Below are 16,913 nucleotides of genomic sequence, written 5' to 3' on the forward strand. Positions count from 1 at the left end.
ACTTTTGATTTCACCTGTACCTTTGTTATGCAGTATGAAGTCTTTATCCTTTTGGTGTGTATTCACGTAAAAGTCCATTGGTATTTTCATTTGATCCACGTTGCCATGGTGCATGTGGATCGGGAAAATAAAACGGAATACCAAGCAAATCTGTCAGTTGAACATGCTTTGAAAACTCTTTGCCTCGATCTGGTGTAATGGTTTTAAGATTGCTTTTGCCAATTTTTTCAAGCATTGCCATTAACTCGGTTGTCACCGGTTTTGAACTTTTTTTAGTTGCTTTACTAGCAATTAAAAATCGTGATTTACGATCAACAAGGGTCACTAAACAGGACTGTCCTGTTTTTCCTGCCACGGTATCAGCTTCCCAATGACCAAATTCAGTTCTTTTATTGGCAGCTTCAGGACGTTCATGAATAGTATTAGTGATTGGAATTTTGCCACGTTTTTCGACATAATCCTTATTGTGACGAGGCTTACCCCGATGACGTAATTTACGAATAGCGCCACGATTTCCTTGACTTAGGCCTGGTTTATCAAATAGACCTGCATAAACTCCACGATAAATGGTGATAAAACTTATAATTTTTTCGCCTGTTTCAAGCAATAATCGTTGTGAAATTTCTTCTGGTGACCACTGACAATCTAGGAAAAGATGCTTAATTCTTTGAAACAAAGATGGATCCTCAATAAACCTTGTTTTGCGTCCACATTTACTTTTTGAAAATTTATAATCATTCTGTGCTTTATCTGGTGAGTATCTTCCGGCATTTTTACTCATATGCCGTTTAATTTCACGAGAAATCGTAGAAGGCGCCCGTTTTAATTTTCGTGCTATTTCACGAATAGTTTTACTTTGAGCAAGGCTCTCTAATATCATTTCACGGTCATTTATAGTAAGATGTTGATAGTGGCTCATAATAGAAATCCTCCTTTTTTAAAGTTGTTGACAAACTTATTATATTTGGATTTCCATTGTGAGTCCTTTATTTTGCTTTGGTGTTGCACTTAAAGTGTAAATTCATCATAAAAAAAGAAGCTATGTCTACAGGTCATGAAAGTCGACCTAACACTTAGCCTCTTAATTTCCTATTATTTTTAATATATCTTATCTGTGTATTGATTTTTGAATCCACTCTCTATAAACAGCCAAATCTTCTTTTGTGTGAAAATAGTGCTCTGAAATATCTGAAATAGAAAGATTGCAATGAAAAATTTTACTAAAGGATGTAAGTACATCATACTCACAAAATTCATCTTTTTTTCCATACAAGATTGATGTTGGTGTGTTCCATTTCATAATTGAATTTTCCATAACATACTGATAATAGTCCCAATACAGCGTTTGACCAATCGGCGTAGATACTTCCTTTTCCTTGTACAACTGTTCTTCTGTCACAGCAAACCATTGCATCATGTTAAGGATTAGCCTCCTCATATCCACTACTGGAGAGAGAAACAGACTTTGCTTTAATCTCTCATCCTTGTAAGCCAATAAACTGAAATAGGCACCTATACTATTTGCCCATAAGCTGATTGTGTTCGTCCTTGCGGATGCAAATGCAAAAATTTTCTTTAAATCTGAAACACAATTTTCTGCCTTGCAGAGTGTAGACTCATTTTTCCTGTCCCCATGCTCAGGCAAATCAAAGCTAAGTACCTGATAACCTAATGGGACAGCTTCTTCTGCGAGAATGCAGATTGGAATATCCGCTTTGGATGACAAATTGCCGTGTACAGCAATTAATATCTCTGTTTTTTCCTCTCCCCATAAAAGAGCGGGGATTCCTTCTATTACTATATTCTTCTTTAACATACTTCCTCCTTATTACAGAGGCGTTGCCCTCCGTAACTCTTCGTTTGTCGTATTTTTATGCATCTTATATCCTCCTTTCTCAAGTGATTCTATAAAATATCAAATGGAATTTGATACCTCATAAGCTGTTTTGTCTTTGCTAAAAATTTCTTCTCTTACTATGATTTTTTGTAAGATTCTATTATGTCATCTATATTTTCACCTAAAAGCCAAGGCAAAAATCGGCCACTTTTCAGCCTGATTTTTGCCCATTCTCGACTTCAAAAACACAACATCTTGTGTTGAACTGCCATTATTTCTTTCCGTCACCACAATACGTCATCAGAATTACACACTCCACATGCCACGATCTGATGTAGTCAATTACACATTCTGGATATACTGCTACATTAGGCGTTTTGCTTTGTTTAGGCCAAGACATTGTGTCTGTTAACTCGCTGCCATAATCTCAAATTATCTCTGATTATCAACATGAGTAGCAGGTTCCAAATTATTACTGGTTTGGGGAAACACAATGAAAAGCAGTGGGATCCTAGGACGTTTGCGGGAAACTCATACTGTCAATATGGCAGAGATTGATGGTCGGCTTCCAGATTACTCTGAATCACTTTATAAATTTCACTATGTTCATCATCAACTTCTGTCGTATCTAAAATAAGAATTTCATCCACAAATGAATATAATTTTTTTGGAGATTCGCTAAAATCATTAGTAGTGATTAAAATATTCATTTTTGCCTTGGAATTATTTAAAATAGAACAAAATTTGGGGAAGTCTTTGTCATCCAATGCGGATTGTACTGGATGGAAGACCACGAAATCTTTATCAAATCCAAACTGAAAATCTCTATTTCTTTTCCATTGAGTAAAATTAACAGTTAAACCATTTATATTAAAAGCATCACTTAGATTAAGTTTTGGAATACTTTCCCTAATCCCTCTTTGCAAAAACTCTCTTTCATGTGGAACCGTTGTATTACCAATAACAATAGTTCCATCATCAAATCCTGTCGTTTCATAAAGGCAGGCAAATACTAGCAATAATTTATCATTATCAAAATACCCGCGTACCAGGATGTTATGTGTGTTGTCATCCAACAATAACTTCTCAAATTCACTAACAAATTCTTGAGGCTTTACCTTTTGAACTTTCTCTGTCATCCTTTATGCTCGCTCCTGTATTGTACAAACCAAATGGTTACTTCACTGCATAAGAAACTTGATCGGTAATATCGCAGATTTCAGAAATTTTAGCAATGATAGCTAAGATCACTGTCGCGGAGAAGTTGGATTCTATAACCGTTCCATTTTCCAATTTTTCTGGTGCATTGCCCGGCCTAAAGAGCATCCGACTTAACTGCCGATTTTCTTTAATACGATCAAAGTTAAGACTATCCTTATTCCAAATATCATTGAGGAATGCGACAAGCATTTGACGCCAAGTCTTTACTGGATATTCATGTTCGCTAATTGTGATTTGAACTGGCTTTTTCCCGGTCACATCGGTTGTTTGGTCAATAGTGTATTCACCAGTAACCGCCTCTTCATCTACCTCTTTAATATCAGGCATTGGAAAGATTTGAATTAACTCTTTCGTCAATTCTTCAGTTCGATCAACAATAGCATTTTTCCCCCACTTATCATATGTTTCGGCAACTTCGCGAGTAAGTGATACATTCGAATCCTTGTAGAATTCTTTTTTCTCACTATAAGGCTTGTTGCTCATTTCTTGATTGTATTTCGTGAGTGTCAGATTCCCCAACGTGCCACCATATTGTTCTTTCACTTTATCCGCATTAGTGACCTGAAGCCGCCATTCAGCGTTGAGCCGTTGAGGCATAATATGTTCGACCTGAGCATCATCAAAGTTAATTGTTTCCCTAGTTCGATGTTCCTCTAGGACAACCAAGGATAATTTAGCCAGATGATTCCTTTGATGGTATAAATCTACTTCCATTAGTCCATCCGCTAATTTACGATCATCAGGGAAATTAGCCTTGAGTAGTTTAAGTAGCCTGAGTCTTAAATTACCAGCCTCTTTAGAAAGGTCACAGAGTCCTACAACAATTTTATTTAACCCATTAGTTGGCATTTGGCATGCTTTCAACCGGAATAAATAATTTTCTAAAATATGTGCCAGTTTATTGACTTCTTCTTGATTGGTTTCACCTGTATCAACTAAATTCATTAATAGCATCAAGTAAGGAAATACAACCTTACTATCCATAACATTGATGTGCTCTAAGATTTTGTTAAAGACATCATCAGCGGATCTATAATTTAGGATCTGGTCATAGTAGGTAGCAAACTTAAACAGGTCAGCCAAAGCATCTTCTGAACTTAATCCTTGAGAGATGAAATAATCCTTATAGCTGTTATAGACACCATTTCTTTTAACAGACACATGTGTCTTAACAACTAGATAATGTCGGATAAATTCAGCAAATGTTTTTGTAGCAAACATACGCTCAATCTTTACCCAGTATTTCTTATAGAGTTCAGCCTGTGCCTGCGAATCAAGTTTCATTAACAGAAAGTTCCGTACTAGGTCGGATGATGATAGTGAAACACCCGTAGAATTAAGACTTTCAAAAATCACCTGAGGATTTTCTTCATTAGAGTCGCTACTTAGCTCAATGTAAACCATATTAAAATGATTCATCGCTTCATATAGCTTAGAACTGTCAATGTCACTGTCATTAATCAGCTTACAGAAGAATTTATAGTTATCAATGACCTTAGATGCCTTATCAAAATCAGTCATATCATTCATAACTGATTCAAAGGCTTCATAATCATGTTCGACCGGCTTTAATTTCAAGTGATTATTATCATCCAAATACTTATTGGTTAAATATTCTTCTTCAATCTCATCCCGATCTTGCTCATCTATATCCGCAAGTGCCTTTAACAACAACGTCAAACTAGTTAGCCGCTGTTGGCCATCAATGATGCGATAAATGTGGCTCATTTTATTACCAGTTTCGGTAACATAAACGATAGCACCAATAAAATGGTCAGTGTCAGTTCGCGCAGCAACAGTTAAATCCTTAAACAACTGCTCACATTGATCTTTGTCCCATTCATAATTCCGTTGAAAAACGGGAATTTCAAAAATGGTTTTTCCACTTCCTAAAAAATCAAATAAGTGTATACTATCTGCTTTCACACTACTGCTCCTCCCCAAATTCGCGTTGTACTATGTCTTGTAAGGTTCCTTCTTGGGCATACTTAGCGGCATCAATTTGTTTAAAATGCTTATCCATCAAGGAATCCTTCAGATTCATATTGAAGCCAAAAATGTAGTTAGTAGCAATTAAATAAATAATCCGTGTTGGAGCAAAGCCATAAACTTGATGTTCCATAATATGCTTAATTCGTTCATGATCATCTGGGAACAGTTGCTTCATCTTTTCACTCCGGAAGAGACGCTTTACAATCTCCGTAATGTACAATCCAGACTTCATGTAAAGGTCAGCAAAAGTCTTATCAGGATCATCAAAGATTCCAGGATTATTAGCTTCTAAGTCATCAACCATGTGCTTAACTACCGCCTTGGGTGTAAAGATCTGGTTAGTCTTCTGCGGTGGGATGTAGTCAAAAATGTCCTCTTCACTATTATCTTCAAAGTAATTGCTTAACTGATTTTTCTTCTCTAAGAACTGTTGGATTGAATCATTAAACACTACTTCATCAAATAAGTGACCTTCAAAATGTTTATTTTCATTTGTTTCGGCATCAATATAGTCACCACCATCACGCAAGAAACGGAATTGGTCTTCCGTAATTCCTGTTACTTCTTTAAAAACATCATCTTCGGTATAATCATCAAAATTTTGGAGGATCAGATTTTCGTCACCATAGGCCATGATGAAACTAGGAATTGTACGAGAAAAGCCGCGCAGGTGGGCACGAGCATCTTCTTCAACATTGTTCAGTTTCTTCTGTTCTTCATTCTTCTCAACTCGTTCAACAACTTTATTCGGAACATCTTCGACAGTTTTCTTCACATGATCTCGAATCTTACTGTTGAAATCTTCCATAATTCCGTTAATAGTAGTTTCGTATTTAGCCTTAGCTTCATTAAACTCATTCTGATCACGAGCAGCGTCTTGTTCCTTACTATAAGTTGCATCAGCAATTTTCTTTTGATCATTAAATTCATCCGCAACCCGCTTAAATTCTTGTTCCGTTTCCTTTTCCAGCCGTTTTTGTTGTCGATTGGCTTCACGCTTGGTTAGGCCATAGTCTTCAGTAACTCGATCAATTACTTCTTTATGCAAGGAACCAGTAATCTGTTTTGAAATATCCTTAGCTGCTGAATTAAAGTCGGTGCTATCATTTTCATAAACAGAATCCACTAGCTGATCACCTAAATCAGAATAAACCTTGTCGCCAAAGAGATCTTTAGATTTACCAATAACGCGCTCTTTAGGTATTTCAACTTCTCCCTCATCATTAACTGAAACATCTTCGGCACCCTCAATGGCATCTTGGTCAGACTTTTTGGTTTTACCTTCTTTAGCCGTCACTAATCCATTTAAGATTTCACGAACTTCTGCCGGAGCACCAAAAATTCTGGAAATATTAGTAAAAAGATAGTTGCTCATGAACTTCTTATCAACAACCTGCTGTGCTTTCAAGTGCCTTGGGATAGACATTACTTGTTTAGCATCAAGCTCAACCATCTTCCCTTCATCATCTTCACCAATTACTGGGAAGAAATTCAGCAACTTACGAATATTAGCTTCATGTTCTGCCGCTGTCCCTTTTCCATTAGAGGTTTCAGCCATCAAATCATTAGCGAACTCGTCAAAAATAGTAAGAGTTCGAGTGGGATCAAAATCAAACACATAAGCATTTTCCTTTTGTACTAACTGACCATTACGTTCAAAGGTGTACGGGTTTTGTGCTCTGAAGGCAGCCTGCATATATTCCGCCGGGCTCTTCATGCTGGATAACATTAAAACGGCTGACCATGGTTTAACAGTGACCCCTGTTGTTAATTGACCAACACTTAAAGTAATAGTCTTATCAACTTCCTTCGTTGCCCTCTGCACCCTATCAAAGGCCTTCTCATTTACTTTATCTAATTGATCTTCATCAAGCTGATCATCGTCCAGCTTTCCATCCCCTGCTGCCAAAATAACCTTGTAATCTTTGAAGACAGGGAAGCGTTCATGATCATTAAGCTTCTTGGCTAACGCCTTAGCACTATCAACTCGATTTAATAACCAGAAAGTGTGGGCCAATTCTTCACGAAGTTCTGGAGTCGAAAATGGGTACTTTTCACCAGTGGTTAATAAATCCAGAAAGTGATCAACCGCTTCATCATAAACAAACTTGCCACCCTGCGTTCTGAAGAATTCATTGAGGTCAAAAGCTGGATCTGCCTTATCACCAGTGTCTAATTCAACGCCTTGTTTTAAGGTATCAGCCATCATTTCAGAAAGTTGGTAGGTAAACATATTAAGACGTGGCATCACAGCATAGGGACTACTGCCACCTTCAAGATCTTCGTTCCAGTCAGCCTTAGCTTGTTGTTCGTCTGCGTATGACCAGTTATAGATTTGATCTGCAGCAAATTTTCCTCTAGCTAAAGCCTTAAAAGGCGTACCAGTAAGGTGAAGAGTATATTTACGTTTAATTTTGTCGAAGGCCTTATCAGTCTTATAAGTATCTACTCCTTCATGGGCTTCATCAATAATCAGCAAATCCCAATCCAGGTCTTGAATCCACTTCAGCTTATCGTAGTCACCACCAAAGTATACTGAACCCTTTAATCCTTGAAGACTTTCAAAGACGACCTGTCCATAGTTGTTGCCATCAGAAATAGCATTAATGAATTCTTGACGAGAAAGGACCGGCCTATTCTTCAAAGCGTCGGTTTCACTAACAAACTTCAGGTTAGTCTGCCAGGCAATGAATTTATCAAAATCGTCAAACCAAGAGTTAGCAATGCTTGGCCGGTTGGTTACCACCAGTACATTTTGCATCTGCATCTCACGAACCAGATCATAAGCTGTTAATGTTTTACCAAACCGTGGCTTGGCATTCCATAGGAACTCACTTCCCTCACCATTTTTGAGGAAATAGGCAATGGTCTTATCGACTGCCACCTGTTGCTCTTTTCGCAATTGATATTGAACTTGTTGATCATTGCCGTGGACATCACCATAGTCACGGTCAGCAAATTCGTGAAAATATTCGTGCGAGGTGTCGCCATCAATGTGGAACCATTCAGTTTGTGGTTTCCTTTCGATATGACGTTTTTGAACTAAGTAATCGTGAAAGTCATGGTCTGTAAAAGTCTCGTCTGACCCATCTTCAAAACGTGCATTACCCCGCCATAATAGTTTAACTTTTGCATCGATCGTATGACTTTGTTGCTTAATACGATCTTCCACTGATTGTGAAGCCGTGTAGCCAATCTTGGTCCAGCAATTATGTGAAATATCGTTTGGAGTGGTGTAGGCATAAATCATCGGAATGATGCGCTTGAATGATTTTATTTTAGGTGCATTCATTGTCTAGTCCATCTCCTTAACCTTAGTTTCAATAAATTTAATTTCTTGTTCATCAAGTCCATACTTCTTGTACAGCTGTTGATCGATCTCGTGAATTGACTTTGTCCAGTCAATATCAGAACTAGATGTAAAATCTTGAAGTGGAACCCATTTCCATTTTCCAGGATTATTATCTTGAGTAACTTTCAATACCCCTAACATTACTCTAGCGAACTTGCTTTTTACGTACTTTAGAGCTGAAGTAGCTTCAAACATAGTCTTAAATGAACCAATGCCAATAAATGTTCTAGTGTAGCCGACGAGCGGCGTGCCGACGAGCGGCGTGCTAACTACTTCTCCCAAAGTCCCACTCCCGTTTGACTTTGGGAGAAGAACCTTATAAAAATCTAAATTAGTATCTTTATTGTCAATATATTTTGGATTCACATACCTGAAAACCCGTTTATTTTTTATTACCCCTAAAATTTTTAAATCATCTTTTGATGACCTTTCGGGCTTAAAAATGTCGTATTTAAAAATATTGCTTTCAAGACGTTTGTCGGTTCTGTCTAGGCCAACATAATGTTCGTTTAATTCATCTAAATTAAATTTATTTTGTGAATATATTATTTTCGTTAGTGATCCATTTTGAATAACGTCTTGCCTTACCTTTTTTAGAATCGAATTCAATTCAGGGAAAATTGTAAAAGTACCTATTTCACCGAAGTCCTTATTTCTATCGCGATATGTAACTGTTACTCCACCCTTAATATCTGTATTACTAAATACTTTTGCACTATTAGTCTCGAAATATAAAACTTTTAAATGCTTATCAGACAACATCTTTCGATTCCATGCCTTCGGCGTTGCACCTGCATTAAATAAGAAACGACCTGGCGTAATTAGCTCTGCAATATTTGATATTTTGTACACCTCATCCATAAATAAATTATAAATAGGCTTATCACTAGAACTTGTTCCTGCGGTTTCCTCTTGATAAGGCGGATTTCCAATTACAACGTCAAACTTAAATTTTTTATTATCCATTTTTACCCCTCATATACCTTTGTTAACTGCATCGTTTTTCTCTTCTGTGACTCAGTATCTTCAAGATTACTAAAAAGGCTTAGTTGTCCTTCGTTTGCATCTACATCATCTATATCATCGTTGTTAAATAATGATTTATAAGTAAATGTATTTTGAGTAACTTTGTTTCCAGAAGGAATCCACTCCTTGAACTCAATTAGTCTATCCTTCGAGTTCTTAAAGGTCAGTGTATTCCCCTGAACAACATTCATGTCAATAACATATTTTGCTGATTTATATAGATTGGTATTGCTGCTGAGTGCTTTTTGCATAAATGCCTGATAGTGATTAATGAAGACTTCCAGCATGACTCGCTTAGCTTTAATTAAGTTATCCTCAAGTAACTCAATTGCATAGATGCTCATCAATGCCCACAAAGCATTGTTTTTCCACGTGGTCTTGTTAGAAATTTGATCCACATAGGCTAATTTTTGGTGCAAGATTTCTTTTAGGAATGCCCCTTCCCCAGCACTAGGTTCAAAGAAAGTAGCATGTAAATCGTGTAGTTTTTCTTGAATTGCTGGTTCTGCCAGCATTTTTTTAACCATCCACTTAGGAGTAAAGACCTCCCCATGGTGCTGGACACGATCCTTAGATTTTATTAGGTTGTCATCTTCTGCAACAGCTTTCAACTCAAACTTTTTACTCGTCATCTCGAACTGCTGGTCATCAAAGAGGCTGATTTCTTCCTTACTCATTTTGAGTAATCGTCACCTCAATTCTTTTATTTTGCCAGAAATTATTCCCGTACGATTTCCATAATGTCACTGACATCACAATCTAAAGCCTTACAAATCTTTAGCAGTACTTCAGTCGTAACATTACCATCTTTACCCAACTTAGCAACTGATGCGGAGCTAATTCCACTCTTGTCCCGTAAATCTTTCTTTTTCCAACCACGGTCAATTAATAGTTTCCATAATTTGTTGTAACTAAAATGCATTCTCTTACCTCTTAATCTAAATAAAGGAATCCTTGATTATTGTCATACCTAATTACGTTGACTCCGTTTTGTTTAAAGTCAATGTCTGGCAAATGATCTATGTTTTCTACGATAATAGTTTGATTGGATTCTCCCCGCTCCATAAATAACTTAAAAATTCCTTTTTGCATTCCTTTAGGTAATCGCTCTTTACCTTCTTCCAAACCATCTAATGGAGTATCTATCATCAAAAGGTCAGACTTATATTTTCCATATTCATTGATGTACTTACTTAATGCCATCACCGCAATAGAATTTAAATAGGAGCGATAACCTTTGCCGTGGTTTTTAGTTTTAGGAAGACCATTAATTTCTAAATCAAAAGCACTCTTCTTAAACCCGATAGATTTAAGTCCTTCATAATTACTCCGATTCAGCAAGTCGCCTATAATTTCGGCCATTTTCGCATAAAAATTATTTCCAAGTTTATCTTTAGGTTTAAATTGCTCAGTCGGTCCCGATTCACCATCAATTTCTTCAATTTTTGCTCCCCACTCACTCATCATAGAGTCCAGCAATTCTGCTTGAGATTGTTTTTCAATTTGAGAACGATATTGCTTTTCTAAATTTTGTAATTTTCTCAAAGATGGATAATATTTTTCACCTAGCTCATTATCAATTGAATCTTTCTGTTTCTTACATGTATCGTATCGATCTGTCAGGCTATGTTGTTTCACTTCCAGACTTGTTACAGATTGTTCTAGATCTTTTAGTAAGCTAACCACCTTAGTTAATTCCACTTTGGCAGCTGCTATATGAGATTCATCAACTTGATCCTTAGAAATTGGTTGATTGCAAACCGGGCATAAAAATGGCACTTCCAAATTTTCGAATGTTTTTTCACCATCGGCAATAAAGCTTAGTCGCTTAATATCAGAAATGTATTGCTTTTTTAATGTTCTATACCTATTTAAAGCAACCTGACACTCGGACAATTGGTCACTCAGTTTTAACATTTCCGAATAGATTTTTTTGCTCTGATTTACCTTTTCAGCAATTTGTTGATCAATCTTCTTTGCATTCTCTTCTATTTCAGATATTTTTGACTGCAAATCTATCTTATTTTCTGGGAACTTTCTTAGTTGTTTTTGCTTCCGCCGCGCATTTGCTAACTGCTTAACAATATAGTTTTTAACAGCAATTCTCTTTTCTTGGGCCTTGTATTCTTTATTTGTGGAAAATTTTTCTCCATTTAATAAGTATAGTATTCCAGCCAGAAAAGCTGTTTTCCCCTGAGTAGGCAACAAGACAGATTTGGTATTAGATACCCTATCTTCATCAAGAAACCATAATGGCTTTAGTGTATTCCACGTCAAACGTTGTCCTTTATATTCAGAGTTGGCAGGAACTTTAATTTCAGAACTTATTCCTATTAAGTTCATTAATATCGTTCCAATGAAAGGTTTGGTAGTAGATGCGGGTGAGGCTGAATATTCACCGCTGGCTATTGCACTATATTGGCTTGAAACATTAATAGTGCTTTTATTTTTCTGCAAATTACGTGTCAATTCGACATTCTTACCATCTACATTCACTGTGACTTTTACCAGGTTGTACCCAGTTTGCGAAGAATCTATAGAAATATCACTATCGTTGTTCAAACCACCAAAAGCATATTCAATGAACTGTAATATAGTCGTTTTCCCCTTATTGGAAATACCTGCAATAATATTTAATCCCTTTGTTAAAGATACTACTGCCCGTTTCACCGTAGGGCCCGTTGCTTCAACACTTTTAATATAAAACCTCATCTGCCTACCCCAACTCTTTCATCAAATTAGAATCAATTAACTTCATTAGTTCTTTGCTAGAAAATCGAGAATACTTACCTATCACTTTACTCAAAACTTGCCTATAATCATCGGCATATTGGTCATCTAGTTGAGCTTCAATACTGTACCCTAAATCTGTTAAATGGTATTCATAACCATTCCGACCACTGTAGTTAATATCCAACAAGTTGTACATTCTCAATAAGCTAATGCCTTTATCCAACACGGAACGCCGTGAAGCTATTTCAGAATAATTAAATGCGTTGTCACCATGTAGATTATTTTTGGACAAGTTAAAACTTGACGCATAAGTGGTAATAAAATCGAAAACCAGCAGTTGATCCAATGACGCTGACTCTTTCTGCCCTAAGATAAGTAAAATACGCAATGCTAATTCAAATCTGCTATTAAATAATTTAATCTTCATTAATATCTACCCATGACTTGATCATTTTGTCATTAACCATTAAATGGCAAAGTCCCTTTTTGATACTGTTGCTAAGAATATTGTCTATGTTTTCCAAGTTAGACAAATCTAAAGTAATTATTATAATTTTGTCCTGAACCTCACGAAGACGCTTCATACCATCATTTCCAAATTCATCGTTATAGTATGTTTCTTCAATGCCGTCATAAGCATCCTGCTTCAACAGACTAAACTGGTTATCAAAATCAGCAACAGTATCCCTTAAAGAATGTTCATACCAAGCAGCATCATTAAAATCTCTTTGTTGACGGTCAAAGTGATTAACGATGCTTCGTGGTGCTTCTCGCTTCATATTTTGATCATTAATTTTTTTGCCCAGTTTAATGGTGTAAATTTCATAAAGAGCCGATTTATATGGCAAATCTGATGCAATATTGGGCCCTTCATCAGCTAATTCTGGCGAAATAGGATGATCCACCCCATCTACCCTTATTACATTTTTATCTTTGATATATTCGATGCTTTGGTGCTGTCCTGTCCGAATATCTATCTTACTTTCCCTACTTGTTTTGGGAAAGCTTTTTTTGTTTTTCGTGGTTGTTTGACCGGCTGCCACACTAATTATTTCCATAAAAAGATCAGTGCACACATGAGAAACCGTACCCCGATCAACTCTTTTTGTAGTGTAATGGCCATCTTTTATTGAAGTAGCTAATGAGGTTCTGGCATCATCTGAAGCACTATCAATGGCCTGTTCAAATTTAATACGATCAAGTCTATTCCAAACTCTAGAAGCTAAATCTTTGATTTTTCCATTGTTGAAATAGTTTCTCAAAGTGACATCAGCAAGATCATAAGGCTTCTCCTCATCATCCTCATAATCAGTAATTAGCTCAAACATCTTTTTGACTGTTTTAGCCTTTGATTTTGCGACATTGTGGCTAAAGCATGGCTGGATCAATGGTGCTAACTCATTAAATTTCAACTTTCTGCTCTCCAAACAAATATCATTACTTATCATCCCATATCATTTCATAGCGGTAATTGTTTTTGAAAATGAGTACTATAAACGTCGTTAAGGATGAAAGTAGTTTATCAGTTTGATTATACCAAATATATTATTTGGATTGAAATAAAATATTTGCTTTCGGTGAATTAACACGCATGTGTTGCTTGATCAACAACTTTTACTAGCATGCACCTAACTGAATAACATCCTGTAACAAGCCACTAGTAAGGCAAGTTGCAGTACCCAAGCGATTCTATCGTTTAGGTCTGTTTCTTATTGCACTACTAGTGGCTTTTAGTGTGACTTCGATTCCTTCGCTTGGGAGATCTAAGAGGAGGAATTTTTATGAAGAAATACTACGACGACTGTCATCAGCTCTACATGGAAATCACAGATTTAGAGGATGGATTTATGCACGTCAAGCTACACCTAACAACAGGTATTAAACAATTAACTGTCACCGAAGCTAAAGGCAAAGAAATTATTGAGTTAAACCGAGTTGAATACAACGATAATCACCGTGAAACTCGCCGTCACGTTTCGTTGGAAGCATATGATCCATATGGTTCTTTGGTACAAGACGACGCTGATCCGTTACAAGAGGTAATTAAGAAAGAAGAAGTGGAACAACTCCATCACAGCATCAGTCAACTTAATCCAGAACAGCAGAAACTACTCATGAAGAAGTTCTGGGATGAAGTGAAGCAAACCAACATTGCCAAAGATGAAGGCATCAGCAAGATGGCCATTACCAAACGGCTACAAACGATCTACCGACGTCTTAAGAAAATTCTTGAAAAATAATCGTTTACTTTTTCGTTTCTTATGGCCTATCAGTGTAAGGCATTTATTCCTTACCAAATTTAATAAGAAAGGATAACCATCATGGCTAATAAAATTTCAATTTCTGTAGCCAAGCATTCTCACCAAAATGGTGTCGTCAACATGCATCGCATCACAGTTCGTGAACGGCTGCTACGGTTACTACTCGGCAAGCCCCACCACCTAATGGTGATCGCCCCTGGTAACGACGTTCAACAATTACAGATTAATGAAGTAAAGGAGGCAGCTAATGAGCGTCATGAATGATCTTGACTTAAAACTCAACGAACTCGAAAACCAAATCAACCAGGCCAAGGAAACCGTTCAATCCCTTCTCAATTTGCTATCAAGCAATAGCGATGAAGATCCTAGTGATATGAAGCAATCAAACCACGATCCAGTTGAAGATAAAGTAACCGTCCGCAAGATTCTAGCAAAGAAGAGCGCCGAAGGTTATACCAACCAGGTTAAAGAATTACTTCATAAGTTTGGCGCCGAGAAACTCTCTGATGTAGACCCGAAAGATTACGAAGATCTCTACTACAGTGTGGAGGGATTAGGACAATGAGTTCGCCAAAACACCATGCTCTGCTATCGGCTTCCAGTGCTCATCGCTGGCTTAGTGCCCCACCACTCCCACGGCTAGAGCAATACTTCCCCCACACTGCTTCTAATGTAGCTGCTGAAGGAACTGCTGCCCACGCACTGGGAGAATATAAAATCCATCGATTACTCGGTGATAAGTTCAAGCGTCCTACTTCTGATTACCAATCAGATGATATGGAAGAATTAACTGATGATTACGCTAGCTATGTCCTGGAGCAATACCAACAAGCAAAAAAATATGCTCCAGATGCTACGATCAGGGTGGAACAGAAAATAGACTTCTCTAAATATGTGCCAGAAGGTTTTGGTACGGGCGACTGCGTGATTGTTTCTGATCACCTACTCCATATTATCGACTTTAAATATGGCAAAGGCGTCCGGGTGGAAGCGCATAACAATCCCCAGATGAAACTTTATGCCGTCGGAGCATTAGAGATGTTCGGTAGTCTGTATAATGTTAATGAAGTTGAGACGACAATCTTCCAACCTCGTATGGCCAATATTAGTACCTGGACCATTAACGCTAAAGAACTAATGCACTGGGCCAATACTGAGTTAAAAGAAAAAGCCGAACTCGCCTTCGCTGGTCAAGGTACCGTTCATTATGGTCCCTGGTGCCAATTCTCCACTTGCAATGCTGTGCTGCGAGCCCGATATGACTATCACCACAAGCTTACCCGCTTTCAACTACGGTCACCGAACTTGCTAACGGATAGTGAAGTTACCGAAGTACTGGAGCACATCGATGATTTGAATCGTTGGGCTCACGAAGTTAAAGACTATGCTGCTGATCTAGCCATTAACTACGGTAAGCAGTGGCTAGGCTACAAGATTGTCGAAGGACGGTCCGTTCGTCATTACAAAGATGAAGCAGCCATAGCAAAGATTGCTGAAGAGCACGGCTACCATGATATTTATCAAAAGAAGCTACTGCCAATTACAAAACTAGAAAAACAACTCGGTAAGAAGAAATTCACCGAACTGTTTAGTCAAGAAATTGTAAAACCTGCAGGTAAGCCAACCCTAGTGCCAAATTCTGATCGGCGTCAGAGTATTAGCAAATCTAACCCAAAGGATGAATTTAAGGAGGAAAAATAATATGTCACAACAAACTAAAGTCGTTACCGGTATCAACACTCGTCTCTCTTACGCTAACGTCTGGGAACCAAAGTCTATCAATGGTGGTAAGGAAAAGTATTCGGTTAGTCTGATCATCCCTAAATCGGATAAGCCGACAATCACCGCTGCGGCTGAACGGCAAATACTGCTTTTCTCAAAAAGTATTCTGCGGCAAATGCGGTGATATTCTTCAACGCAATATGTGGTATCGGCCAGAAAAAGTGGCGGTTTGGCGGTGTGCAAGCCGAATCAGGCGGAGCAAGACTGGCCGAAGGTGTATGATCAGGAATGTCAAAGAGCCCCTACTCAAGGAAGCTACCGTTGATGCTTTTAATCAGCTGATTAAAGGACATGAGTTAGCGAGCGAGCAAACAAATCAAAGCCAACATCATGAAAGTGATCAAAAATTCTAAAGGGCCAACAGTTTCTCAGCTAGATCAACAACTGGAAGAAGCACAGATGAAACTCATCCAGGCTGCCAACCAGCACCAAGACTGCGATGAGCTTACCCAGCAAATCATGGACCTGCGAAAACAAAAAGAGAAAGTACAAAGTCGAGAAACTGAACATCAAGTAAAATTGCATAACCTTGATGAAATCAATGAACTAGTCGACCTTCACAAGTATGGTCTGGTGGACTTTGATGACCAACTGGTTCGTCGTTTAGTAGAAAAAATCACCATCTTCCAACGTTACATGGAATTTGCGTTCAAAGATGGTGAAGTGATCAGAGTTAATAAATAAACTTTAGGATATAGGGCATTCAGCT

16 protein-coding genes and 2 pseudogenes are annotated in these 16,913 nt (G+C 37.6%); 7 read left to right on the forward strand and 11 right to left on the reverse strand.

What is annotated here, in order from left to right; genetic code table 11:
* Positions 1-46 precede the first annotated feature (46 nt).
* The 11 genes and pseudogenes from LB941_RS01780 to LB941_RS01830 all read right to left on the reverse strand — a co-directional run.
* Positions 47-919, reverse strand: a pseudogene (locus LB941_RS01780) (IS30 family transposase); the annotation flags it as partial.
* A 189-nt stretch (positions 920-1,108) separates the two neighbouring features.
* The gene (locus tag LB941_RS01785) at positions 1,109-1,816 is read right to left on the reverse strand and encodes an alpha/beta hydrolase (protein WP_253359003.1); all 708 of its coding nucleotides are present in this window, start codon (positions 1,814-1,816) and stop codon (positions 1,109-1,111) included.
* Between the two features lie 560 nt (positions 1,817-2,376).
* Positions 2,377-2,976 carry a hypothetical protein gene (locus tag LB941_RS01790; RefSeq protein ID WP_253359005.1) on the reverse strand — a complete coding sequence of 200 codons (600 nt, stop codon included), beginning with the start codon at positions 2,974-2,976 and terminating at the stop codon, positions 2,377-2,379.
* Positions 2,977-3,013: 37 nt separating this feature from the next.
* Positions 3,014-4,984 carry a DUF262 domain-containing protein gene (locus LB941_RS01795; protein ID WP_253359007.1) on the reverse strand — a complete coding sequence of 657 codons (1,971 nt, stop codon included), beginning with the start codon at positions 4,982-4,984 and terminating at the stop codon, positions 3,014-3,016.
* 1 nt (position 4,985) lies between these two features.
* Positions 4,986-8,342 (reverse strand): DEAD/DEAH box helicase, encoded by a 3,357-nt coding sequence (locus tag LB941_RS01800; RefSeq protein ID WP_253359008.1) that lies wholly within the window; start codon positions 8,340-8,342, stop codon positions 4,986-4,988.
* Between the two features lie 3 nt (positions 8,343-8,345).
* Positions 8,346-9,368 carry an Eco57I restriction-modification methylase domain-containing protein gene (locus LB941_RS01805; protein WP_253359009.1) on the reverse strand — a complete coding sequence of 341 codons (1,023 nt, stop codon included), beginning with the start codon at positions 9,366-9,368 and terminating at the stop codon, positions 8,346-8,348.
* 2 nt (positions 9,369-9,370) lie between these two features.
* A complete protein-coding gene (locus LB941_RS01810; protein ID WP_253359010.1) occupies positions 9,371-10,105 on the reverse strand; it encodes a methylase in 735 nt (244 codons plus the stop codon).
* A 41-nt stretch (positions 10,106-10,146) separates the two neighbouring features.
* Positions 10,147-10,350, reverse strand: coding sequence for a helix-turn-helix domain-containing protein (locus tag LB941_RS01815; RefSeq protein WP_253359011.1), 204 nt, complete (start codon positions 10,348-10,350; stop codon positions 10,147-10,149).
* A gap of 11 nt (positions 10,351-10,361) precedes the next feature.
* The gene (locus LB941_RS01820) at positions 10,362-12,140 is read right to left on the reverse strand and encodes an AAA family ATPase (protein WP_253359012.1); all 1,779 of its coding nucleotides are present in this window, start codon (positions 12,138-12,140) and stop codon (positions 10,362-10,364) included.
* 4 nt (positions 12,141-12,144) lie between these two features.
* Positions 12,145-12,588 (reverse strand): ABC-three component system middle component 2, encoded by a 444-nt coding sequence (locus LB941_RS01825; RefSeq protein WP_341869213.1) that lies wholly within the window; start codon positions 12,586-12,588, stop codon positions 12,145-12,147.
* Complete coding sequence (locus tag LB941_RS01830; RefSeq protein WP_253359015.1) at positions 12,578-13,573, reverse strand: ABC-three component system protein; 996 nt, start codon at positions 13,571-13,573, stop codon at positions 12,578-12,580. Before LB941_RS01830 ends, LB941_RS01825 begins: the two co-directional genes overlap by 11 nt.
* A gap of 369 nt (positions 13,574-13,942) precedes the next feature.
* Here LB941_RS01830 and LB941_RS01835 point away from each other — a divergent pair, with 369 nt between their 5' ends.
* The 7 genes and pseudogenes from LB941_RS01835 (at position 13,943) to LB941_RS01865 (ending at position 16,888) form a co-directional block, all read left to right on the forward strand.
* A complete protein-coding gene (locus LB941_RS01835; protein ID WP_253359017.1) occupies positions 13,943-14,401 on the forward strand; it encodes a sigma-70 family RNA polymerase sigma factor in 459 nt (152 codons plus the stop codon).
* 81 nt (positions 14,402-14,482) lie between these two features.
* Complete coding sequence (locus LB941_RS01840) at positions 14,483-14,686, forward strand: hypothetical protein (RefSeq protein ID WP_253359019.1); 204 nt, start codon at positions 14,483-14,485, stop codon at positions 14,684-14,686.
* Positions 14,670-14,987: a hypothetical protein gene (locus tag LB941_RS01845; RefSeq protein WP_253359021.1), complete on the forward strand. Its 318-nt coding sequence runs from the start codon at positions 14,670-14,672 to the stop codon at positions 14,985-14,987. Before LB941_RS01840 ends, LB941_RS01845 begins: the two co-directional genes overlap by 17 nt.
* Positions 14,984-16,123 (forward strand): DUF2800 domain-containing protein, encoded by a 1,140-nt coding sequence (locus tag LB941_RS01850; RefSeq protein WP_253359023.1) that lies wholly within the window; start codon positions 14,984-14,986, stop codon positions 16,121-16,123. The genes LB941_RS01845 and LB941_RS01850 overlap by 4 nt, the downstream gene beginning before the upstream one ends.
* Positions 16,101-16,271, forward strand: a pseudogene (locus tag LB941_RS01855) (ssDNA-binding protein); the annotation flags it as partial. The gene LB941_RS01850 and the pseudogene LB941_RS01855, both read left to right, overlap by 23 nt.
* Before the next feature lie 73 nt (positions 16,272-16,344).
* Positions 16,345-16,557, forward strand: coding sequence for a hypothetical protein (locus LB941_RS01860; RefSeq protein WP_253359025.1), 213 nt, complete (start codon positions 16,345-16,347; stop codon positions 16,555-16,557).
* Positions 16,535-16,888 carry a preprotein translocase subunit TatB gene (locus tag LB941_RS01865; protein WP_253359027.1) on the forward strand — a complete coding sequence of 118 codons (354 nt, stop codon included), beginning with the start codon at positions 16,535-16,537 and terminating at the stop codon, positions 16,886-16,888. The genes LB941_RS01860 and LB941_RS01865 overlap by 23 nt, the downstream gene beginning before the upstream one ends.
* Positions 16,889-16,913 lie beyond the last annotated feature (25 nt).

It is taken from the genome of Ligilactobacillus ubinensis (genome assembly GCF_024160875.1).
GTDB lineage: Bacteria > Bacillota > Bacilli > Lactobacillales > Lactobacillaceae > Ligilactobacillus > Ligilactobacillus ubinensis.